22 protein-coding genes, 1 tRNA gene and 1 pseudogene are annotated in these 20,330 nt (G+C 69.4%); 8 read left to right on the top strand and 16 right to left on the bottom strand.

Annotation, left to right across the window (positions count from 1 at the left end; genetic code table 11):
* Window positions 1-3: 3 nt before the first annotated feature.
* On the bottom strand, window positions 4-906 hold the full coding sequence (locus tag AWQ70_RS09325) for an amino acid ABC transporter permease (protein ID WP_157529971.1): 903 nt from the start codon (window positions 904-906) through the stop codon (window positions 4-6).
* Between the two features lie 12 nt (window positions 907-918).
* Window positions 919-1,851 (bottom strand): ABC transporter substrate-binding protein, encoded by a 933-nt coding sequence (locus AWQ70_RS09320; RefSeq protein WP_157529970.1) that lies wholly within the window; start codon window positions 1,849-1,851, stop codon window positions 919-921.
* Window positions 1,852-2,162: 311 nt separating this feature from the next.
* Here AWQ70_RS09320 and AWQ70_RS09310 point away from each other — a divergent pair, with 311 nt between their 5' ends.
* Window positions 2,163-2,666, top strand: coding sequence for an RNA polymerase sigma factor (locus AWQ70_RS09310; protein ID WP_245646865.1), 504 nt, complete (start codon window positions 2,163-2,165; stop codon window positions 2,664-2,666).
* Window positions 2,663-3,847, top strand: a complete 1,185-nt coding sequence (locus AWQ70_RS09305) for a hypothetical protein (protein ID WP_067172949.1) — start codon at window positions 2,663-2,665, stop codon at window positions 3,845-3,847. The genes AWQ70_RS09310 and AWQ70_RS09305 overlap by 4 nt, the downstream gene beginning before the upstream one ends.
* 399 nt (window positions 3,848-4,246) lie before the next feature.
* Here AWQ70_RS09305 and AWQ70_RS09300 read toward each other — a convergent pair whose 3' ends face one another.
* From AWQ70_RS09300 to AWQ70_RS09290, 4 genes and pseudogenes are all read right to left on the bottom strand, one after another.
* Window positions 4,247-4,867, bottom strand: coding sequence for a hypothetical protein (locus AWQ70_RS09300; RefSeq protein ID WP_067172947.1), 621 nt, complete (start codon window positions 4,865-4,867; stop codon window positions 4,247-4,249).
* Between the two features lie 183 nt (window positions 4,868-5,050).
* Window positions 5,051-5,410, bottom strand: coding sequence for a DNA glycosylase AlkZ-like family protein (locus tag AWQ70_RS41960; protein WP_281196870.1), 360 nt, complete (start codon window positions 5,408-5,410; stop codon window positions 5,051-5,053).
* Between the two features lie 94 nt (window positions 5,411-5,504).
* Window positions 5,505-5,963, bottom strand: a pseudogene (locus AWQ70_RS41955) (DNA glycosylase AlkZ-like family protein); the annotation flags it as partial.
* A gap of 165 nt (window positions 5,964-6,128) precedes the next feature.
* Window positions 6,129-7,082, bottom strand: coding sequence for a DUF7710 domain-containing protein (locus tag AWQ70_RS09290; protein ID WP_157529969.1), 954 nt, complete (start codon window positions 7,080-7,082; stop codon window positions 6,129-6,131).
* A 1,160-nt stretch (window positions 7,083-8,242) separates the two neighbouring features.
* Here AWQ70_RS09290 and AWQ70_RS09285 point away from each other — a divergent pair.
* Window positions 8,243-8,671, top strand: a complete 429-nt coding sequence (locus tag AWQ70_RS09285) for a hypothetical protein (protein WP_067172941.1) — start codon at window positions 8,243-8,245, stop codon at window positions 8,669-8,671.
* 327 nt (window positions 8,672-8,998) lie between these two features.
* On the opposite strand, the gene AWQ70_RS09280 is transcribed toward AWQ70_RS09285, so the two are convergent.
* Window positions 8,999-9,075, bottom strand: a tRNA-Lys gene (locus AWQ70_RS09280).
* A 148-nt stretch (window positions 9,076-9,223) separates the two neighbouring features.
* Here AWQ70_RS09280 and AWQ70_RS09275 point away from each other — a divergent pair.
* Window positions 9,224-9,580: a hypothetical protein gene (locus AWQ70_RS09275; RefSeq protein ID WP_067172939.1), complete on the top strand. Its 357-nt coding sequence runs from the start codon at window positions 9,224-9,226 to the stop codon at window positions 9,578-9,580.
* A 66-nt stretch (window positions 9,581-9,646) separates the two neighbouring features.
* Here AWQ70_RS09275 and AWQ70_RS09270 read toward each other — a convergent pair whose 3' ends face one another.
* Both AWQ70_RS09270 and AWQ70_RS09265 read right to left on the bottom strand, forming a co-directional pair.
* Window positions 9,647-10,978: an outer membrane protein assembly factor BamB family protein gene (locus AWQ70_RS09270; RefSeq protein ID WP_067172936.1), complete on the bottom strand. Its 1,332-nt coding sequence runs from the start codon at window positions 10,976-10,978 to the stop codon at window positions 9,647-9,649.
* A 50-nt stretch (window positions 10,979-11,028) separates the two neighbouring features.
* The gene (locus AWQ70_RS09265) at window positions 11,029-11,625 is read right to left on the bottom strand and encodes a nucleotidyltransferase family protein (protein ID WP_067172933.1); all 597 of its coding nucleotides are present in this window, start codon (window positions 11,623-11,625) and stop codon (window positions 11,029-11,031) included.
* Between the two features lie 55 nt (window positions 11,626-11,680).
* Here AWQ70_RS09265 and AWQ70_RS09260 point away from each other — a divergent pair, with 55 nt between their 5' ends.
* On the top strand, window positions 11,681-12,196 hold the full coding sequence (locus AWQ70_RS09260) for a DUF1360 domain-containing protein (RefSeq protein ID WP_067172930.1): 516 nt from the start codon (window positions 11,681-11,683) through the stop codon (window positions 12,194-12,196).
* 16 nt (window positions 12,197-12,212) lie between these two features.
* On the opposite strand, the gene AWQ70_RS09255 is transcribed toward AWQ70_RS09260, so the two are convergent.
* Complete coding sequence (locus AWQ70_RS09255; protein WP_067172927.1) at window positions 12,213-13,184, bottom strand: LLM class F420-dependent oxidoreductase; 972 nt, start codon at window positions 13,182-13,184, stop codon at window positions 12,213-12,215.
* Window positions 13,185-13,295: 111 nt separating this feature from the next.
* Here AWQ70_RS09255 and AWQ70_RS39790 point away from each other — a divergent pair, with 111 nt between their 5' ends.
* Window positions 13,296-13,445: a GPGG-motif small membrane protein gene (locus AWQ70_RS39790; RefSeq protein ID WP_169808638.1), complete on the top strand. Its 150-nt coding sequence runs from the start codon at window positions 13,296-13,298 to the stop codon at window positions 13,443-13,445.
* 125 nt (window positions 13,446-13,570) lie between these two features.
* Here the strand turns inward: AWQ70_RS39790 and AWQ70_RS09250 are convergent, their stop codons facing one another.
* The 4 genes from AWQ70_RS09250 to AWQ70_RS09235 form a co-directional block, all read right to left on the bottom strand.
* Entirely contained in the window at window positions 13,571-14,293 is a 723-nt protein-coding gene (locus AWQ70_RS09250; RefSeq protein WP_084516709.1) for a metallophosphoesterase family protein, read from the bottom strand.
* Window positions 14,290-14,535, bottom strand: coding sequence for a BON domain-containing protein (locus tag AWQ70_RS09245; protein ID WP_067172924.1), 246 nt, complete (start codon window positions 14,533-14,535; stop codon window positions 14,290-14,292). Before AWQ70_RS09245 ends, AWQ70_RS09250 begins: the two co-directional genes overlap by 4 nt.
* Window positions 14,536-14,946: 411 nt before the next feature.
* Window positions 14,947-15,972, bottom strand: coding sequence for a DNA topoisomerase IB (locus AWQ70_RS09240; protein ID WP_245646864.1), 1,026 nt, complete (start codon window positions 15,970-15,972; stop codon window positions 14,947-14,949).
* Between the two features lies 1 nt (window position 15,973).
* Window positions 15,974-17,023, bottom strand: coding sequence for a glycosyltransferase family 9 protein (locus tag AWQ70_RS09235; RefSeq protein ID WP_067172921.1), 1,050 nt, complete (start codon window positions 17,021-17,023; stop codon window positions 15,974-15,976).
* A 129-nt stretch (window positions 17,024-17,152) separates the two neighbouring features.
* Here AWQ70_RS09235 and rfaE2 point away from each other — a divergent pair, with 129 nt between their 5' ends.
* Together rfaE2 and AWQ70_RS09225 are read left to right on the top strand one after the other, a co-directional pair.
* Window positions 17,153-18,571: a D-glycero-beta-D-manno-heptose 1-phosphate adenylyltransferase gene (gene rfaE2 / locus AWQ70_RS09230; RefSeq protein ID WP_067172918.1), complete on the top strand. Its 1,419-nt coding sequence runs from the start codon at window positions 17,153-17,155 to the stop codon at window positions 18,569-18,571.
* A 9-nt stretch (window positions 18,572-18,580) separates the two neighbouring features.
* Window positions 18,581-18,871: a hypothetical protein gene (locus AWQ70_RS09225; RefSeq protein ID WP_157529968.1), complete on the top strand. Its 291-nt coding sequence runs from the start codon at window positions 18,581-18,583 to the stop codon at window positions 18,869-18,871.
* 70 nt (window positions 18,872-18,941) lie between these two features.
* On the opposite strand, the gene AWQ70_RS09220 is transcribed toward AWQ70_RS09225, so the two are convergent.
* Window positions 18,942-19,340 (bottom strand): ChaB family protein, encoded by a 399-nt coding sequence (locus tag AWQ70_RS09220; protein ID WP_067172912.1) that lies wholly within the window; start codon window positions 19,338-19,340, stop codon window positions 18,942-18,944.
* Window positions 19,341-19,476: 136 nt separating this feature from the next.
* Window positions 19,477-19,971 carry an ATP-binding protein gene (locus AWQ70_RS09215; protein ID WP_067172909.1) on the bottom strand — a complete coding sequence of 165 codons (495 nt, stop codon included), beginning with the start codon at window positions 19,969-19,971 and terminating at the stop codon, window positions 19,477-19,479.
* Between the last annotated feature and the right edge of the window lie 359 nt (window positions 19,972-20,330).

The following is a 20,330-nucleotide window of genomic DNA, read 5'->3' as shown; positions in this document are numbered from 1 at the left end:
CCACTAGGCCTCCTTGAGCGCGACGGCGTCGCTCGTCCCGGTCGCGGACTGTGGGCGCGACCTCGGCACATAGCCCTTCGAGTACCTGCGTTCCAGCAGCGACTGGAAGTAGCTGAGGAGCGAGGTGAGGAGGAGATACCAGAAGGCCGCGACGATGAGGAGCGGGATCGTCTGGTAGTTCAGCGCGTAGACGACCTGGGCACTGTGGAGGAGATCCGCCAGGCCGATGACGCTGACCAGCGCGGTGTTCTTGAACGTGGTCACCAACTGGTTGGCGGTGGGCGGGATGATGGTGCGCACGGCCTGCGGCAGGATGATCCCGAAGACCTTGATCGGCCGCATGCCGAGCGCCTGAGCCGCTTCGTACTGGCCCCGGTCGACTCCGAGCAGGCCGCCGCGCACGATCTCGGCCATGTACGCGGCCTCGTTCAGCGACAGCGCGAGCACCGCGGCGGTCCACGGCGTGACGAGGGCGTTGGCGTCGATGCCCGGCAGTGTCGGGCCGAACGGCACGCCCAGCGTGATCCGCGGGAAGAGGGCCGCGATGTTGAACCAGAAAATGACCTGGATCAGCAGGGGCGTGCCGCGGAAGAACCAGATGTAGGCCCACGCGCCCCGCGCGACGAACGTGTTCGTGGACGTCCGCATGACCGCCAGGATCACGCCCAGCACACATCCGACGACCATCACGACCGCGGTCAGCTCCAGCGTCAGCAGGAGCCCTTCGAGGATGACGGCGCTGAAGAGGTACTGCCCGACGACCGGCCAGCCGAAGTTCGGGTTGGTCAGAACCACGTCGGCCAGCGCGAGCACCAGGAAGAGCATCACGGCGACGACGACGTACCGCCATGGGCTTCCCTTGGGGTTGCGACGGGGCCTCGGACCGGGCCCTACGGTGGCGCTCATGGGTTCGATCACCTAGCCCTTGAGCTGGCCGAGCTCGTCGGCCGGGAGGACATAGCCGTCCATCCCCCACTTCTCATAGATCTTCCGGTACTCGGGGAGCCCGTGGAGGACCTCCATCGCCTTGACGACCGCCGGCGTCAGTTCGGAGCCCTTGACGACGGCCATGCCGCCGGTCGAGGTGAGCTTGGACTCGTCCTGCAGCACCTCGAACTTGGTCTCCTGCGCCTTCTGCGCGTAGCCCAGGACCGGGCCGTCGGCCATGACCGCGTCGATGCGGCCGCTCGACAGGGCCAGCAGCACCTGGCTCTGGTCGGGTAGTTCCACGGCCTTGATGGCCGGCTTGCCCTGGCTCGTGCACTCCTCCTCGCTGAGCTTCGGCAGCCGGGTCGTGGCCTGGAAGGATCCGACGCCGACGCCCACCTGGAGGCCGCAGAGCGTCTTCGAGCTGAGGCCCTTCGGATTTCCGCTGGGCACGGCGATCGCGGAGCCGCCCTTGGTGAAGGCGACCATGTCGAGGACCTGGAGCCGCTCCGGGCTCGGCGACATGGAGGCCAGGGCCATGTCGTACTTCTTCGACTGCAGTCCGGGGATGATGCCGTCGAGCGGGATGGACACGAGCGTGGGCTCGACCCCCATCGTCCTGGCGAGCGCGCGCCCGATGTCGGCGTTCAGTCCGAGGCTCGTCTTCCCGTCGGGAGAGATGAACGACGTCGGCGGAGCGCCCGCGGAGAGAACAATCGTGATCTTCTTCGACTGCTTCATCCCCGCGGGAAGCAGGGCTTCGACCTCAGGGTTCGGCTGGATCTGGGGGAAGGTGTCGGCTTGTTCGACGGCCGATCCGCCGCTCTTCCCCTGATCACCCTGAGGGGCATCGGTGGGCGTCGAGCAGCTGACGAGCGCGACTGCGGACACCAACGTCGCCGCGGCAACCTGCACCCTCTTCACGGGCCTTCACATCCCTCAGACAGTCTCTTTGAGAGAGACAACGTATCGCGGGGAGAGACGCTATTGGAGCCGGCTCAGCATGGTCAAGAGCCCGGCCGCACACTGGGACGAAAACGGCTGATCCGCCGCATCCGCGGCTGCCTGACTCACCCCGCGCCGACGACCACAGCGGAACGGTCCGCTCACCGACGCCGATCACCGCAGCAGGCGGTGGTTCCGGTCGAAGAACCGGCCGACGCCGAAGCCGTGTGATGCAGCGGATCGGCAGCGCAAACCGTTGCTAGGGCATGGACAGTGAAACTCTCCCGCGCGTGTCCGTGCCTCCCGGAGCCGAGCCGACACTCGCGGGCCTCTACCGCGAGCACCGGCTCGCGCTGGTACGCCTGGCCGTGCTGCTCGTCGGCGACCGGGAGAGCGCCGAGGACGTCGTGCAGGACGTCTTCGCCAGATTGCACGGCAGACCGCCGGACGTGCTCACCTTGCCGTACATCCGAACCTGCGTACTCAATGCCGCGCGCTCGGTACTGCGCAGGCGCGGGGTGATGGCCCGGGGATCTCTGAAACTCGGGCCGGCCGACGACCGGCCCGTCGATTCGGCGGAGACGGCGACGCTGCTCGGAGAGTCGCGGCAGGAGGTCCTGGCCGCGCTCGGCCGGCTGCCCAGGCGGCAGCGCGAGGTCCTGGTGCTGCGGTACTACGTCGACCTGTCCGATGCCGACATCGCGCAGATGACGCGCGTCAGGCAGAGCACTGTACGGTCCACGGTCGCCCGAGCACTGGCCCGGCTCGAGCGGGAACTGGGAGGCAGGACATGAGCAGCATCGAAGACCGGCTCAAAGACGCGATGGCCGCCAAGGCCGAGACCGTGCGCGACGACGGGCGGCCTCGTGCGCTTCCCGCGCCACAGCCGTGGCATCCGCTCCGGAGCAGGTGGGGGGTACCGGCGCTGGTGGCGGCCGCGATCGTGACCGTCGTGGCGGGGACCGCCGTGGGGGTGCGCGGGGCCTCCTCCCCCGCGCCCGCCGTGCGGCCCACGCCGTCCGGGCCCGGCGCCGACTTGCCGCCGATCGAAGACGTATGGCCCGACGCCGTACACGAGATCCCTGTCAAAGCGCCGGGCGGGCGCACGTTCACACCCGACGTGTTCGTCAACGATCGGGTCGTCGTGGGCCGCGGCCTCACCAGGAACCGCCTCGACGGGATCTGGTCGTACGACCTCGACAAGCGGACCTTCGCCAGGATCGCGCCGCTCAAGGACTGGAGCGTGGGGAACGACCCGCTCGTCTTCGGCGACGGGGCCGTGGCCTGGTCGGCTTTCCGCGATGGGATGACAGAGATCTGGACAGTGCCGGTCATGGGCGGCATCCCGCGGCGGATCGCCTCGTTCCGCGGCGTACTGGGCCCTCAGAACACCTACGAGGGGATCACGCTGGCCATCGCGGACGGGATGGCGGTGTGGTCTCCCGCGAACGGCGGTGTCTACCGGGTGCCGTTGAAGGGCGGCAGGCCTACGCTGATCAAGGAAACGAAGGGCTACCGACTCCTCACGTGGCCCTGGGCCGGTCGCCCCTACAGCGTCTCCGATGCGAAAGAACGCGTTCATCGCCCCATGGAGCAGCTGATCGACGTACGTACCGGCGAGCGCGTGGACGCCGTCCCTCCACCGGGGAGAGTGGGGTGGTCTTACTGCGGGGTCAGGTGGTGCATCAACGAGGGCGAGGTCTGGCGGCGTGACGGCACAGGGCTACAGAGGCTGCCGGGAAACGGCGGCACGCGACTCTACTCCGAGCGCTTCACCCTGATCAGCCGGCACCGGCCTGACGGCACGTCGGCGATAGCGGTCCACGACATCTCCACGCGCCGCACGGGCGTGCTGGGGATACACACGATCGGCATGAACGTCGAACCTTTTCCCACCCTTCACCTGGAGGACGGGCTGTTCTGGTACCGGCGCGGGAGCAAGCAGGTGCTGGTGAACCTCTCCGGGATCAGGTGACGACGGGGTCGTGGCTACCGGTGGGGAGGTTGCGCAGGAGGCGGCCTCCCCTGTCCGGATCTGACTGACACGCTCGATGACCGCTTGCCCGCCAGTAGGTCGCCGGCGCGCTGCGGGCTGAACCCGATAGGCGCGCACGCCGTACATGAAGAACGGAGCTGGGGATCGGTGACCGCCTCGGGTCACCACGCAATGACGAAACCGTCCACCTCCGGTCGGCAGCTCCTGCCGCTGTCGGTCTGGCTCTGCGTCGACGAGCAGCCCACACGCGACCAGGCCATCACAGGGTGTCCGCGCCGCAACACGCTGGTCGGCATCGAGCTCGCCCGCCAAGCCGCCGAAGACGCGGCAGCCTTGCTCCCTCTCCGCCGGAGAGCCTTCTCCTCCTCGGGTGGTCCGTCAGTCGAACCAGGCGACCAGTCGCACGCCGTCAGGTCCGAACCGCTGTGCCAGCGCCCGCATCACCTCGAAGACGTGTTCCCAGCCGGTACCCGGGCCCAGCACGTCCAGTCGTGTCACCGGGCCGTACTCGAGCACCGCCCCGGCAGCCTCCCAGCGACCCGCAGGCGCCTCGACGGGCGAGGCGCCCAGCGGAGGTATGCCGTACTGCTCGACAACCTCATCGGGCCACTGGTCATCGATGCGATACCGCTCGATCAGCCAAGGTCTTGGGTGGATCTCAAGCATCCCCCGCGCGGCCGGACGGACCGACATGTCCAGGTCGCGAAGCTCCGCCCACGAAACCCACGTACAGCCATGTATGACGTCATCGAACCGTGCGTCATTCTCGTAGTCGGTGCGAACGGACTCTGAAGCGTCTGCCGGAAGGCCGCGCTCTGCCGCTATCGGCGCCCAGCCGAGCCAGTCACGGACGCCGAAGAGACAGCCGAACGCCGCGTAGTCACTGCCCTCATGAAGCAGGTCGAGGGACATGGCCATGGCCCACGGCTCCCCCTCAAACCAGTCCTCACCGGCGGTCGGGTGACGAACCTCGATGAAGCCGTAGATGTCGGTGCCCACAGCGACAGGGTAAATCGATCCAGATCGCTGCCGCCTGCCCAGATGATCACAATCACGGATACGCATTGATCATTACGCGAACAAGATCACGACAGCCGAGCAACCATCGAGCAACCGCCCATGCCCACCACGCGCCCTTCTTCCGTCGGCATCGAGGTCAGCGGCGCTGAAACACGCGACGGGTCACGGCCAGCGCACCTCCGGGATGCGCTCCACGAACTTCGCGTACTGCTCGAACGCCCGCTCAACCTCCGCCCGGTCGCTTCTGTGGAGCGGCACGAGCGGCTGAACGGCGATCCGTACCCGGCTCTTCGCGAGGATGCGTTTCCAGACGGCCACGACACGGCCGGCGCGTACCACGGTGGACTGGAAGACCCCGTTGTTACCGGGGATGATGGCCGCCTTGTGCTCGTCGGCGATCATGAGCGAGCGGTCCTTGTAGCCCAGCAGGTATTCGTCGAACCCCGGCAGCACGAGCGCCTCGTCGTCGCCAGTCGGGAGAGGGGCGGTGTCGAGGAGCGCGGCGTCGAGGTACGCCTCCACCCGTGAACGGCCACCCGGGCCAGCGCGTCGCGGCCACGGCGATGCCGCGTTTGGCGTCGGCCGCGGTCAGGCCGGTCCAGCCCGCGAAGTCGTGCCGAGTGGTCGGCCCGCGGCCGCGGAAGTAACGCAGGGCGACGGTGCCCAGCGCCTCGTCGCGCTCTGGCCGGCGCGGGTCGGGCACCCACTCGTCGAGCAGCACGAAGCTCTGCTCGTTGCCGATGTTGGGGGCGACGCACAGCAGGCCCCGCTGGCTGGCGTACCACAGCAAGTGGTAGCCGCGCTGACCATTGGTGTCGATGCCCTTGGCGGCCAGCACGGCCAGGCATTCCGACCGGCTCAGCCGCCCGCCGCCGGCCAGGGCCGCGCCCAGCACCTCCATCAATTCGAGCATCCAGCGGGCGTCGCGGGACGGGACGAAATGGATGGTGCCACGCATCGGCCACGTGCGCAGCGCCTCACGCCGCTCCAGCGCGGCGGTGACGTCGGCGGCGGTGTATCCGGGCAGCCGCGCGCCGAACGACCACAGACCGCTGGCCAGGTCTTGCGCTTGCATCGCCCCGAGCCAGGCCACCACCTCGGCCACGCCCGTCGCCCGGCCGGCCCCGCCGGGCGACGCTCGTAGCAGCAGGCTGGACATCCGCAGGCCGAGCACCTGTTGTGTTGAGCAATGTGCCGGTTCGCAACCGGCAGACGCGCGGTCCGCGGCATGAGCGGACGTCTATTGGTCTGGACAGCCGCCGGTCAGGTGGACATGACGTAACCCCCGGCTGAAGCTCGCGACGTGACCGGCGGTGCCGTGATGCGCTTTCGAGGGGGTGAAGCGACCTTCGCTGACTGCGACGTCGTAGGCGCCGCCGTGAGGATACTCGGCCAGGATCCCGGTCACCTGATGCTCGGCTGCCCAGGCGAGTCCGGCGTCCAGGGTGTCGAACACGCCGGAGGCGTATCGGGATTGGTCACCATGGAAGATCCAGACGGCTGGCCTGAGCGGACTGCGCTGGTCGGCGCTGGGGCTGCGGCGCAGTCCCTCGGGAGTGAACGAGAAGGCACCAGGAAAAGGGCCTCGCCGATGACGTACGGCGAGCACCACTGGTTCGGGGTGGACGCCCCGCAAACCGGCCTCGGGTGGGGTGTTCGCGAAGGCATTCCACAGGTGAAGGCAAATCAAGTCGTCGTCGCGATCGGCGGTGACGTAGGCAAGGGTCTTGGAGAAGAACTCGTTGGTTCCGCCGATCCACAGCGACGGCGGCCCGAACATCTCAATGACCTCGGACAGCGTGCGGTCCTGCGTCACCCACTCACCGATGTCGGCGCTCAACTGCTGAAACTCCGCCGCCGACAACGACCGATCCAGCTCCAGCCAGCCGAGACGATGAGCGATCTCGGCGTAGATGGAGGCCGTGGCATCACGTAAGGCGTCGGCGGGAAGGATGGTGCTGTAGGCCCCCATGACGCCCGTCGCGGCGAATGCGTCGCGTTCGCGTAGTCGATCGCACTCCGTCCACCACCGCGTCAAGTTCCCGTCCACGGCGGCCATCGCCTCCAGCAGAAGCCGTTCCGCCATCTCATCTCTGCCGTACATGCCAGGGCGACGAAGCACACCGTTCACCTGATTCAGGTGGTGCCGGCGAGCCTCACCCAGAACGGGATCGGAGTCCCCTCCACTGCTCATCGCATCCGATCATGACACACCAACGCGGAAACTCCAGGAGCTGATCACGAACGGACCTGGTCACCCGCGGTTTTCACGGCCATCGCTTCTTCTCTCTCGATCGCGAGCTTTCCATCACGAAGGGTCACGCGATGGCCGTCAATCCTCTCCATCGGACAGTCCGCCCACACCAGATCTCGCACCCACGGAAAGCTCTCCGCATGGTTCCTCAACACCAGCGGACTCGGCACTTCCGGAAGATCCAGGCAAGTATCACATTAAGCACTCCGATACCCCACTCGCCATTCGGACAGCCCACGACAGCACCTCGCGTGACCCATACATCGCCGTTGACTTCGACGGAAATCCCGGCGGAGGAGAAAAGCCGATCACTCGACGAGTGGGCAACGGAAATGCGCTCAGCAGCAGCCAGCGAGACGCCATCGACATGATGTACGAGACCTGCTCGGATGCTCAGCTGATCGCTACGCAGGGGGCATCCGTCGGTCTTTTACGAAAAGGCGAGGACGCTGGTCCAGAGCATTGCGCAGCGGCGGCGTCGGGGGCGTCACTGGGTACCCTTCGGATCGACAAGCAAGCGAACCCTGAAGAGGTGGGTTTCGAGCCGGGGGCATCACTGTGCGCGGTCACCTCTACTGGACGCGTGGCCCGAGCGACCATCACGAAGATTAACTGTATCGGCATATACTCAATTCCCGCCGTTGAATTCAAGCTGACCACGTGGGTTCGCGAGTGATCGTGTGCGCTTTCCCTGATTCGGTCCTACCTCGCCCGAGGGCCGAAGCGCCCTCAATTGGCGATTCCGAGTAGCTGCAGGCCATGGACAGGTGGGCCTGCGCATACGAGTCGAAATATGCAAGGGTTTCTCCTGCCACCTATTCGCCCAGGAAGAATGACCATCTGGACAGTATCCGGATCATCAGTGACTATCGGATGGTCGTTTCATGGCCAAGATCTGCGGTTCCACGGAGACGCGCACCGGAAAACCTTGTAGGCGCCGTAGAAGATCTCCTTGCGGCGACCATCGAGGCCGCATGCCCTCGTATGGCAGACGCGGAAGCCGAACATCGACCAGTCATGCCGCGCCGCCGCTCAGCACCGCCGAAAAGACCGTCATCGCAACCGCCGCAGCTACATGCACGGACGGCTGGGCGGCGGCTGTGGTCAAGCAGGGGGTCGACCTGCTCGGCGCGGACCTCTGGGACGAGGTGGAGTACAGCCAGAACTCAGACTGTCTCCCGTTGGCACAAGCAGCGCGCCGTCTCCTCGAAGCGAAGGATCACGCACACGAATTCGTAGCCGACATTCTCGTCAGTCCGTCGCCCACAGATCGGGCCGGGCGTGTCCTCTTCGAAATCCTTCGAGAGTACGCCAAGAAGATCCGGATCCCGGGCGAGGAGATCGTGGAGTCGTCTGCCCACGCGCTCCGCATCATGGGCATCTGTATCTGCACCATCGCGACGAATCTGAGCAGCTGTTACTGCCTCGCCGATCTTGCGCAGGCCGTCGGACAAGAGAAGCTCGAAGAGGCCCTCACCACGGGCCTGAACGACTGGGCCGAGAAAGCCCCCACGCCACCAAAACGCTGATCATTCAGCCTATTCGAATGTGGATCAGTCCCGTCACTCGGACCGTCGGCCAGGCCATGGGTTCTGTCGCGGGCCACCACGCCCGCGACCGGACACGGCCGCCGATGGTAGCTCGATCCCCGGCCCTGCACCTGCCCGGACAAACGTCCTCGGGCGATACGCAACAGGGAACCCGCGAATGATTTATTGATCAGGACGAAGTCAAGATCACGACAGACGAGCAACCAACGAGCAACCAACGTGATCAACGGCGGTTGCGGGGCACCGCTGAGACGGTCGCCGAATGGAAAAACCCCAGGTCAATGGTACTGACCTGAGGTCTCTCGCTGGTGCGCCGCCAGGGACTCGAACCCCGGACCCGCTGATTAAGAGTCAGCTGCTCTAACCAACTGAGCTAGCGGCGCCCGACTCCATAAGAGTAGCGAAGGTTTGAGGTACTTCGTCCACCCCGGCCGGAGGTAACGGACCCCGGAAGGCCCGGCGGACGCGAGGCGGGGACGTTTCAGGCCGTCTCATCGGGTAGTCGGACGTGCGACGAAAGGAGACGAACACATGACACCGGATCTCTGGACGTACCGGGACAGCCTGGACAGCACCGGGCAGGACCTCGACGTCGCGGGTTACGACGTCGAGGCCACGGACGGAAAGATCGGATCCGTGGACGACGCCACCTACGAGGTCGGCGACAGCTACGTGGTAGTCGACACCGGCCCGTGGATCTTCGGTAAGAAGGTCATGCTGCCGGCGGGCGTGATCACTTTGATCGACCCCCAGGAGAAGCGGGTCTTCGTCAGCAGGACGAAGCAGGAGATCAAGAACGCCCCCGAGTTCGACGAGACGGCGTACAAGGAGTCGACGTACCGCGACCGGCTCGGCGACTACTACGGGCGCTTCCCCTACGCGCCCTGATCCCCAGGTGAGGACGGAGACGAGGGCCGTGCCGCGAAGGCACGGCCCTCGTCGTGCGCGGACGGGTCAGTCGAACCCCATGAGACCGTCGTGGTTGTAGATCACGATCCGGCCGGCGGCCGCGACGACCAGGCCCCCGCCGCGCGGCGTGAACTGCTGCCCGAAGATCGCCTTACCGGTCGCGGTGTCCACGATCTCGACGCCGTGGCCGAGGCCGAACAGCGTGCCGTCGGCGACGCCCATCGCCCGGTCGCCGTCGACGGCCTCCTCGGACTGCCTGGGCGCGAGGGTCCAGAGCTTCTTCCCGGTGAGGATGTCGTGTCCGACGAACTGGGGCTTGTGGTTGACGCTCTCGTCGACCAGCGGCAACACCCCGCCGACCGGCAGGCCGACGTGCTGCTTGTCGGGGAGCGGCCAGTCCCAGAGCGCCTTGCCGGCGCCGGCGTCGATGCCCCACACCCGCGCCGAGCTCCCGCCGCTCTGCGCCGCGACGACGATGTCCCCGCTCGTCACGATCTCGTCGACCTCGGCGAACTTGGGGAAGTCGAGCTGGTGGACGGGGGCGAGGTCCTTGCCGAGGATCGCGAGGCCGCGCACGTTGCCCTGGACGCCTTTGTTGTGCGTGAACGGGTTGGGTTTGACGATGACGGCGATCCGGTCGCCCGCCACGACCGGCCCGGCGACGGCCAGGTGCGTCTTGCTGGTACGCCGGTACTTGACCTTGCCGGTGACCAGGTCGACTCCGACGAGCTTGGGGCCGTCGCTGTAGTAGAAGACGCCGTCGAGCACGGCGCCGGCCGGCGGGCCGGGCAGGCTGAGGTTGTCGCGCATCAGCGCCCGCTGCGTGACCTTGACCCGCCACCGCTCGGCCCCGGTGGCCGAGTCGAGGGCGACGTACTCCATCGGGTCCTTGACGTCGGCGGTCGAGTCTCCCCCGGACGGGATGACGACGGTCTGGCCAGCCGCCACCGGCGTGTTGCTCCCCACCCACTGGAGGCGCCGGGTCCACAGCTTCTTCCCGTCGGCGCCGTCGTACCCGCTGATGTCCGCGTCCGAGGCCTCGCCGATCTCCCGCCGGAGGGCGATGACGCGGGTGCCGTCGGAGGCGAGGGCGTAGTGTCGCGGGTCCTCGTCCACCTGCGTCACCTGCCACGCCTGGCGCAGCGCCACCCGTCGCTGCGCGGCGGTTTCCGGACTGTCCGCCGTGCCGTCACCGGCGTCCGCCGGGGTCTCTGGGGCGGCGGTCACGCGATGCGGCCCCGTGGCCTCGGGCGGATCGCCGTCCGCGCCGGGCCGGCCGGATAAGGTGCCGCACCCCGCGACGAGCGCGAGGCAGAGCGCGACCGCGGCGGACGCCCGGCCGGCTCTCGGGGAGCCTCCTGTGTCGATGTGAACCATGGGTAAAGACTCTCAAGCAAAGGCCACATCGACGAAAAGCCAAAGGGAGTTCAGGGCCAGGGCTCGCCCGCCGAGGGCGTGACCGGGCGGATGACGTCCAGCCGTTCGAGCAGCGTCACGAACGTCGACGCGTACGGCGACGGCGCGGCGACCGCGGCCACCCGGTCCCAGTCGACCTGCTCGCGCATCGCCCGGACCATCGGCAACATCGCCCCGTAGTCGCAACTGTGCTCCGACATCGGCATGATCCACGAGATCACGAGGTCGGTCGCCTCCAGGACCTTCAGGTTGAGCGCCGCGACGTTGATCAGGTCGGCGCGGGCGATCATCTCCTCGGTCACCGGCCGGTTGGCCAGCGAGAAGATCAGATCCACCAGCACGCCGCTCTCGTCGTACGCCTTGACCAGCCAGTCCTCCGGGGGCCTGACGGTGCGGAACCCCAGGTCCTCCAGGGTCTTGAGCGCGAGGCCGACGTCTTCCTCGACGAGCGCGAAGTCGACGTCGTGCAGGGAGGGCGCGGCCCCCCTGGCGTATCCGGCGCAGCCGCCGGCCAGCGCGAAGCGCACCCCCGCGTCGCGCAGGCCCGCGCCCGCGCGCTTGAGGGTGTCGAGGATGGCGTCGGTGACCGCGTGAGTGTGACTGCCCACTCACCTCGTCTGCCCCTGCGAGTTCGCCGCAAACAATCCCGGGTAGGCGGTTTCGATGACCGAAACTCTCAAGGAAATCGCACAGGCATACGAAGGCTCGGCCCGCCGCCCACTGGCGTCGTACGGCCGGATCATGCTCGTGTACGGGTGCGTCGTGGGCGCGGTGGCCGCCGTCGCCCGGCTGACCGGTCGCCGGGCGCCCGAGAAGATCGGCCTGCTCGACCTGGGATTGATGGGGATGTTCACCCATCGCCTGTCCCGCACACTCGCCAAGGACCCCGTGGTGAGCCCCCTGCGCGCGCCCTTTACAAAGTATGTCGGAGTCGCCGGCCCGTCCGAGCTGCACGAGGAGGTGCGCGGCTCCGGGATGCGCCACGCCCTCGGCGAGCTGGTGAGCTGCCCGTTCTGCCTCTCCCAGTGGGTCGCCACGGCGTACGCGGCGGGCATGGTCTTCGCCCCGCGCGCGACCCGGCTGGCGGGGGCGACGATGACGGCCGTCGCGGCCTCCGACTGGCTCCAGCTCGCCTACAGCCGGATGATGAAGGACACCGGCGAGGACGGCTCCGGCTGAGCACCCGCGTCATCCGTCACCGGACCGCGTGGGCGGTCCGGCAGCGGGGCAGGACCTCTTCGGCGTAGAAGGAGAAGAAGCCGTCCTGCTCGGGGCCGATCTGCTGGATGTAGATCTCGTCGTACCCGGCCTCGACGTACTCGCGGATGACCGCGATGTGGTCCTCGGCCGAGGGTCCGCAGGCGAGCTTGCCGGCCACCGCCTCCTCGGTGACGAGCTGGGAGAGCTGCTCGAAGTGCCGGGGCAGCGGCAGCAACTGGGACGCCTCTCCGGGGATCCCGTTCGTCGGCCACAACCGGTGGGCGTTGTGGCGGGCCCGTGCCGCGTCCGCGGACCAGCACACCTTCACCCCGGCCGCGCTGGGCTTGCCCTCGCCCCCGGCGGCGTGGAACGCCCGGATCAGGTCGGGAGTGGGCGCGGTGGAGATGTACCCGTCGCCGATCCGCCCGGCCAGCTCGACGGACTTCGGCCCGAAGCCCGAGATGTAGATCGGCGGCGGCGTGTCCGGCAGCGTGTACAGGCGGGCGGTGTCCACGTCGTAGAACTCGCCGCGGAAGCTGACCAGCTTGCCCGTCCACAGCTCGCGGATGACCTCGATCGCCTCCTCCAGCATCCGCCGCCGCTCCGACGCCGGTGGCCACTGGTCGCCGAGGATGTGCTCGTTGAGGTTCTCGCCGGTGCCGACGCCCAGCCGGAACCGGCCGTCGAGCATCACCTGGGCGGTGGCCGCGGCCTGCGCGATGATCGCCGGATGGATGCGGATGATCGGGCACGTCACGGCGGTCGTCACCGGCAGCGACGTCACCTGCGACAGCGCGCCGATGACCGACCAGACGAACGCGCTCTGCCCCTGCTCGTCCAGCCAGGGGTGATAGTGGTCGGAGATCCACAGCCCCTCGAATCCGGACTGCTCGGCGAGTTTCGCCTGCCGTACGAGTTCCTTCGGGTCGTGTTCCTCGCATGAGAGGAAATATCCGAACTTGGTCATAGCCGCCACCTGCCCGAACAGGGCGGACCAAACGCCACCCCTTCCAAATGGCGACGCAAATTCACCGAAGACCGGGAGTTATCCAGACAATCGCCAGGGCAGGGGAGGTCCATGGCTACTTTGCTCTGGATCATCGCCGTAGTGCTGGTCATCTCCGGGATCTATGTGATCCTCGCGCGCCGGGACATCCTCTGGGGAATCGTCCTCATCGTCATCGGGTTCCTCGTCGGTCCCGGCGGCGTCAGCATCTTCCATCCATAGCCGGGGCGAGCATGGGACAACGGCGGCCGGCGGGAGTCCGGCCGCCGTCCCGTGCCCGGGGACGCGTACGAAAGCCGTGTACGGAAACGCGGCGGGGATCGCGCGGAACCGGGGAACCGCGGGGGTCACGCGCCGTTGAGGCAGTAGACCGTGTACGCGCTGCCGATCACGGGGACGGCGACGTTCCGCACCTGGATCCCGCCCGGCGTGAGCCCCTTCTCCGTCCCGAGGTGCGCGTGGCCGTGGACGATCAGGTCGGCGCCCTCCTCGTCGGCCGCCTCGGCGAGCAGGTAGCTGCCCAGGAACGGATAGATCTCGGTGGGCTCCCCCATCAGGGTGTCCTTGACCGGCGAATAGTGGCTCAGGACGATCCGGTGGTCGGTGTCCAGCTCCTTCAGCGCCCGCCGCCAGCGGTCGGCGATCTGCCGGGTGTGCCGGACGAACGCCTTGGTCTCCGGCTCGCCGAACTCGCTCGCGCACTTCCCGGCGAACCCTCCCCCGAAGCCCTTGCCGCCCACCACCCCCAGGGTCGTGCCGTCCAGGGAGAGGATGGTCGCCTCGTCGTCGAGCACGGTCACCCCGGCGTCGCGCAGGATCGCGGTGATCGCCTGCTCCGCGTCGGAGTGGTAGTCGTGGTTGCCGAGCACCGCGATCACCGGGATCGGCAGGTCGCGCAGCTCGTCGGCGACGACCCTGCCCTCGGCCACGGTCCCGTGCCGGGTCAGGTCGCCGCCCACCAGCAGGACCTCGGCCCGGTTCTCGATGCCGTGCAGTTTGGGGCGGAAGTGCCCCCGCAGATCCTCTCCCATGTGGATGTCCGCCACGGCCGCGATTCGCGTCTCCGTCACAGATGCTCCTCCTCTCCCGGTTCGCGGACCTCCACCAGGGTGATCTCGTTGTGCACGGAAAGGCCCGGCGCGGCCTCACGGGCGACGTCCTCGATCAGGAGCCGGCGCTCCGGAGCGCTGACCCGGCCCCGGAGAAAGATCTGATTTCCCCGCACGTCGACCCGGATGCCCAGCTCGACGGTCCGCTCGTCCTCCGCCAGCGCCCGTTGCACGCGGGCCGCGACATAGTGCGGCGCGTCCATGGATTCCCCCTCCGATCGGACTCTCCAGCGCCTGCCCGCCCAATCCGCCGCGAAACTCAGGGTTTGCGGCCATCACCCCCCGAGCCCTCGTCGATCATCACGGCGGCCGGCCGTCACGCGAGGGGCGCGGCGGTGTCTGGACCGAGGGACGCCCGCAGCGACGAAGGAGCGAGGAGCGTGACGAAGGCAAACCCGACAACACGAGCGAGTGAGCCGAGGAACGTGAGGGGCGCGGCGGTGAAGTAACCGAGGAACGCCCGCAGCGACGAAGGAGCGAGGACGTGACGAGGGCACGAGCCGACTTCGGGCGCCCCGAACCGCCGAGCGGAGCGAGGCAATCAAACGCAGTCCGAGCGACGAGGGAAGACATCGCCTGAGGGCGCCCCGAGCCCGCCGAGCGAAGCGAGGCAATCAGACACCGCGCAGCAGCGTGATGACGGCCTTCTCCGCCGCGCCGTGGGTGGCCAGCCCGCCCTCCTCGATGTCCGCGCCGAGCCGTTCGAGCGGGATGAACCGCCCCCGCTCGTACAACTCGATGAGCCGGGGGTCCACGTACGACGCGCGGGCCACGGCGGGGGTGTTGCCGAGATATTCGGCGACCTCGGCCATGACGCGGGAGACCGCCCGGCGCCTGCCCATGGTGCCGCGCACCCGGCGGGACACCGACAGGCCGACCGCGGCCAGCACGGTGGCGTGCCAGGTGCGGAAGTCCTTGGCGGAGACGTCGGTGCCGAACGCCTCCTTGAGGTACGCGTTGATGTCGTCGCTGCGCACGTCCACCCAGTCCCCGTCGGAGCGGTAGCGCAGCAGCTCGCCTTTGTGGCCGAGCAGGGACTGGATCACCTCGCACACCTCGGCGTCGGCCAGCACCTGCTCGCGCCGCTTGCCGCCCTTGGCGGTGTACGCGCAGAGGACCCGGCCTCCGGCGCATCGGACGTGGGAGGTGCGCAGCGTGGCCAGGCCGTAGGAGTCGGTGTACTCCTCGCCGCCGACCCGGAAGAAGCCCGTGTCGAGCATCCGGGCCGCCGCGGCGAGGACCCGCTCGCGGGTCAGCCCCTCGCCGCGCAGGTCCTCGGCCACGCGGCGGCGGAAGGCGGCGAGCCGCTCGGCGACCTCCAGGACGTGGTCGAACTTGGCCCGGTCCTGCTGGGCCCGCCACGCCTCGTGGTAGCGGTACTGCCGCCGCCCGGCCGAGTCGGTGCCGACCGCCTGGATGTGCCCGCGGGGGTCGGCGCAGATCCACACGTCGATCCACGCGGGCGGGATGGCGAGCGACCTGATCCGCCGCAGCGCGGCCGCGTCCTTCACCGGACGGCCGGAGGCCCAGGTGTACCGGAAGCCCCGCCCGCGCCGCCGCCTCCGGATCCCGGGCTCGTCGGGATGGCTGGTCCGCAGTTCGAGCTCCAGCAGCTTCGCGAGGTCGGTCTCCCCCGCCACCTCAGCGCCATCCCAGGAGGTCGCGGGCCTGGTCGAGCACGTCGTCCACGGTCACGTCGCCCACCCATGAAACGCGGTGCCCGCAGGGCTCGCCGTACGGGTCGGTCCCGTCGGCGCCGCAGACGGGGCAGGCGGTGGTCCACGAGATCAGCGGCCGGTGGTGGCTGCGGGAGAGCGGCCCGGCGTTGACCAGGTTCCCGCACAGGAAGACGGCGACGGTGGGCGTGCCGGTGGCGGCGGCCAGGTGGCGCGGTCCGGTGTCGTTGGCGATCAGCAGGTCGCAGGCGGCGTACAGCGCGGCGAGCCCGCCGAGCGACAACTCGCCGACGACGGGGACGGCGGGGCGGCGCATCTCGCGCACGACCCGTTCGACGATGCCGCGTTCCGGCCCGGTGCCGGTGACGACGACGGGACGGCCGAGCCGGTCGGCGACGGCGGCGAAGCGCTCGGGAGGCCACCGGCGGCGCGCGTCGTTCGCGCCCGGGTGGACGGCGACCACGCCGCGCGGCAGCGGGCCGACCACCCTGCTCAGCTCGGCCCAGTCGGCCCGGGTGACCGCCACCCGGGGCTCCAGGGAGCAGCCGTCCGCGCCGACCAGCCGGGCCACCTCCAGATAGCGGAGCGTCTCGTGCTGGTAGTGGACGTACGGCACCCAGCGGTCGAGCGGCTCGGCGTCCGGCGTGCGGAGTCCCACGGTCAGCCGGGCGCCCAGCCGCCGCAGGAACGGGTTGGAGTTGCGGCCTCCGCCGTGCATCTGGACGGCGAGGTCGAAGCGTCCGCGCAGCTCGTCGTAGACGTGGCCGGGGGCGGCTCCCTCGCCGGGCGGGGCGGAGACGCCGGAGATCGGCGGCAGCGCGACGACGTCGTCAACGGGTCCGGGACGGCCGCGCAGGAACCGGGCGTGCCAGTCGCGGCCGAGCAGGGTCAGCCGCGCCGCCGGATAGGCCCGCTTCAGCGCCTCCAGGGCGGGCAGCGTGAGGAGGAAGTCGCCGAGGGCGTTGGCCCGGAGCACCGCGATCCGGTCGACGCCGTCGACGAGGAGGCTGGTCATGGGGACATTCCGGGCTGGGACACGGGGAGGCGGCTACCCGGACCACAAAGGGACAAACCATCCCGCTTTCCCCTGTTTTATCCCGGTTTCACGCTGTTTTCACTCCACTTCGCGGGGTAGCCGCTTCTCATGACGGAAGACATCGTGGCCCGATTCGGTGATCTGACCGCCGTGGTGGTCGGGGACGTCATGCTCGACTCCTGGCTCCGGGGAAGCAGCACCCGGATGGCCCAGGAGGCACCGGTTCCCGTCGTGACCCTGGAGGCGATCGACGACCAGCCCGGCGGCGCGGCGAACGCCGCGGTGAACCTCGCCGCCCTCGGCGCCCACGTCCACATGCTGGGCGTCACCGGCGCGGACCCGGCGGGCGCCACACTCAACGCGTCCCTCATGAGCCACGGCGTGGACGGCCTGGCGATCTGCCGGAACCGGCGGACGGCCGTCAAGCGCCGCGTCGTGACCGGAAGCCAGATCGTCGCCCGCTACGACGAGGAGGACAGGTCCCCGATCCCCGAAAGCGCGGAACGCGAGCTCATCGAGCGGATTCGCGAGCTGGGGCCCGGCGCGGACGTGGTCGTCGTCTGCGACTACGGCGCCGGGGTCTGCACCCCGGCCGTACGGCGGGCGCTGCTCGACCTGCGGCTCGACCTCGTGGTCGACGCCCACGAGGTCGGCCCCTGGCGCGAGTGCCGCCCCGCCGCCGTGCTGCCCAACTTCCGCGAGGTGCTGCGGCTGCTCGGGGAGCCGGAGCAGGAGGGGGACCGTGTCGCGTTTCTCACCGCCCGCTCCCAGCGGCTGCTCGACGAGACCGGCGCCCGGCGCGTCGTCACGACCCTCGACGGCGAGGGCGCGCTGCTGCACCGGAGGGGGCGGGAGCCGTACCGGACCCGGGCGACGCCGGCGCCCGACCAGATGAGCACCGGCGCCGGGGACACGTTCACGGCGGCGTTCGCCCTCGCCCTCGCCGCGGGGGCGGGCGAGGAGATCGCCGCCGACCTCGCGCAGGCCGCGGCCGGGGTCGTGGTGCGCCGCCCCGGCACGGCGGTCTGCTGCCGGGACGACCTGCTCCGCGCCCTGCGGCGGCGCGGCGCGGTGTCCGCCGCGCGGCTGGCCGAGCTGGTCGCCGAGGAGCGGGCGCTCGGCCGGCGGGTCGTCTTCACCAACGGCTGCTTCGACGTGCTGCACCGGGGGCACGTGGCCTGCCTGGAGGAGGCGGCGGGGCTCGGCGACGTGCTGGTCGTGGCCGTCAACGGCGACGACAGCGTGGCCCGTCTGAAGGGGCCCGACCGGCCGATCAACTCGTGCGAGGACCGGGTGGCGGTGCTGGCCGCGCTCGGCTGCGTCGACCACATCACGGTCTTCGACGGCGACACGCCCGAGGAGCTGCTGCGCCTGGTCCGCCCGGACGTCTACGTGAAGGGCGGCGACTACCACCCCGACCTGCTGCCGGAGGCGGAGCTGGTCAGGGAGCTGGGCGGCGAGGTGCGGGTGCTCGGCTACGTCCAGGACCGCTCCACGACCGCGATAGTCAACCGGATCCGAGGGTAGGTGGGCCGCATGTCCGAGGAACCCCGCAGCAGCTATCCCAAGGAACCCCGCTTCACCCCGGAACAGGAGTCCGAGAAGGGGATCACCCGCGTGCCCGCGACGCCGCGCGACGTCATCCACATCCTGATCGGCGCGTTTCTCCTGGTGCTGTGCTTCGGCGTCGCGCTCACCGGTGCGCTGACCCGTGTCTGGTGGGTGTTCGGCGCGGCCGGCTTCGTCGCGATCATCGTCGTCGCCGACATCGCCCTCGCACTGCGCCGCCAGCGGCGGCTCGGCGTCGGCCCGGAGTCGCGGGGGTGACCTTCACGCCCATGAGGGAGCCCGGGCGGAGCGCGCCGCCCGGGCTCCCGCGCGCCGGGGCCGGCGCGGGTCAGCGTTCCCGGGCCCGCGCGGTGGCCCGGCGGTTGGCCTTCTCGATCGCGTCGACCAGCTCGCCCTTCGACATCGAGGATCTGCCCTTGACGTCCAGACGGGCGGCGGTCTCGTAAAGGTGCCGCTTGGACGCGTTGGCGTCCACTCCCTCGGCGGTCTTCCCCGGCTTGGGCGTGCCCTTGCGCGCCTGCGCGTCGGACGGGCCGCGCTTGGCCTTCTTCTCCCAGTGGTCGCCCACCTTCTCGAACGAGTGCTTCAGCGCGGCGTACGCGGTCCGGTGGGCCCGCTGGCCCTCGCCATACGTCTCGACGGCGGAGTCGTGGGCCTTGATCCACGTCTCCTGCGCGTCCTTGGCCGAGCGCTCCAGCGTGGACGGGAGTTCCTCGCGACCTGGCATGCGTGCGGCTCTCCTTTCTCGGGCTCCTGCCTCTCGGGCTCCTGCCTCTCGGGCTCCTGCCTCTCGGGTTCCCGCGGATCGGGACCCACAGATCACTCCTATCCCCCGGGCGGAGCCCAAACGTGGGAGACCCGGCTCAGGGGAGCCCGAGCGCGCGGGGGCGGGTCCGGTCGGCCAGCGGGAAACGGTCCCGCAGGACCGGGTGACCCGGGGCGGGGTCGGCGTCGCCGACGACGAACCACACCGTCTTCCCGTAGCGGCCCGGCCTGACGCCCCAGTCGAGGGCGAGGCCGCCGACGATGAGCAACCCACGCCCGCCGGTCGCGTCGGGGCCGCAGGCCCGCGGCCGGGGGACGCCCTCGCCCGGGTCGAAGACCTCGCCGCGGACCAGGCGGCCGTCGCCGGCCAGGCGCAGGGTGAACGCGGAGCCGCCGTGCCGTACGACGTTGGCGGCGAGCTCGCCGACGATGAGCTCGCAGTCGTCGACCAGCGACCGGGCTCCCCACAGGGGAAGCTCGCGCCGGACGAGCGCGCGGGCGGCGGCGACGCCGGGGCCCGTCGCGGGTAGCAGGCACTCCGCCGTGCGCGGCGACGCCGCTTCCAGCGGCTCCATCACGAAGGGAAGGACCACGTCCGCCTCCTTAGCAGCTGTGGGAGCGCTCCCACAACCACCATACGGCAGCGCCACGCGCACGTGAATTGTCGGCCACACTGCGCGATGCGGCTATTACCCCGGAAATCACACGAAAATTCACACCATCCCGGGACCAAGGGACATTCCCCCAGTTCGGGCAGCGGATCACCCGTCCCGCCCGGCCGAGACGGGCGTCCCGGGCCGGGCGCCCGCCGCCTGAAACTAGCTGAAACACAGGGGACACGCCGCGCCCTTCCCGCGCCCCGGCGTCACCCCGGAGGACCCTGCGGTCACAAACACCTCAGAAACACCATCGACCTCGCTGGAAATCCGCTGGAATCCATCCGGACTTAAAT

Source organism: Microtetraspora niveoalba, assembly GCF_001570405.1.
GTDB lineage: Bacteria > Actinomycetota > Actinomycetes > Streptosporangiales > Streptosporangiaceae > Microtetraspora > Microtetraspora niveoalba.
The sequence above is the reverse complement of the archived record's forward strand: the minus strand, read 5'-3'. Positions and strand labels throughout refer to the sequence as shown.

What these genes read in the sequence shown, in the direction of transcription:
- AWQ70_RS09225 (WP_157529968.1), top strand. Translation starts at nt 18,581, where the DNA reads ATGTCCGAGGAACCCCGCAGCAGCTATCCCAAGGAACCCCGCTTCACC.
- AWQ70_RS09220 (WP_067172912.1), bottom strand. Translation starts at nt 19,340, where the DNA reads ATGCCAGGTCGCGAGGAACTCCCGTCCACGCTGGAGCGCTCGGCCAAG.
- AWQ70_RS09290 (WP_157529969.1), bottom strand. Translation starts at nt 7,082, where the DNA reads ATGAGCAGTGGAGGGGACTCCGATCCCGTTCTGGGTGAGGCTCGCCGG.
- AWQ70_RS09305 (WP_067172949.1), top strand. Translation starts at nt 2,663, where the DNA reads ATGAGCAGCATCGAAGACCGGCTCAAAGACGCGATGGCCGCCAAGGCC.
- AWQ70_RS39790 (WP_169808638.1), top strand. Translation starts at nt 13,296, where the DNA reads ATGGCTACTTTGCTCTGGATCATCGCCGTAGTGCTGGTCATCTCCGGG.
- AWQ70_RS09270 (WP_067172936.1), bottom strand. Translation starts at nt 10,978, where the DNA reads ATGGTTCACATCGACACAGGAGGCTCCCCGAGAGCCGGCCGGGCGTCC.
- AWQ70_RS09275 (WP_067172939.1), top strand. Translation starts at nt 9,224, where the DNA reads ATGACACCGGATCTCTGGACGTACCGGGACAGCCTGGACAGCACCGGG.
- AWQ70_RS09245 (WP_067172924.1), bottom strand. Translation starts at nt 14,535, where the DNA reads ATGGACGCGCCGCACTATGTCGCGGCCCGCGTGCAACGGGCGCTGGCG.
- AWQ70_RS09325 (WP_157529971.1), bottom strand. Translation starts at nt 906, where the DNA reads ATGAGCGCCACCGTAGGGCCCGGTCCGAGGCCCCGTCGCAACCCCAAG.
- AWQ70_RS09255 (WP_067172927.1), bottom strand. Translation starts at nt 13,184, where the DNA reads ATGACCAAGTTCGGATATTTCCTCTCATGCGAGGAACACGACCCGAAG.
- AWQ70_RS09235 (WP_067172921.1), bottom strand. Translation starts at nt 17,023, where the DNA reads ATGACCAGCCTCCTCGTCGACGGCGTCGACCGGATCGCGGTGCTCCGG.
- AWQ70_RS09260 (WP_067172930.1), top strand. Translation starts at nt 11,681, where the DNA reads ATGACCGAAACTCTCAAGGAAATCGCACAGGCATACGAAGGCTCGGCC.
- rfaE2 (WP_067172918.1), top strand. Translation starts at nt 17,153, where the DNA reads ATGACGGAAGACATCGTGGCCCGATTCGGTGATCTGACCGCCGTGGTG.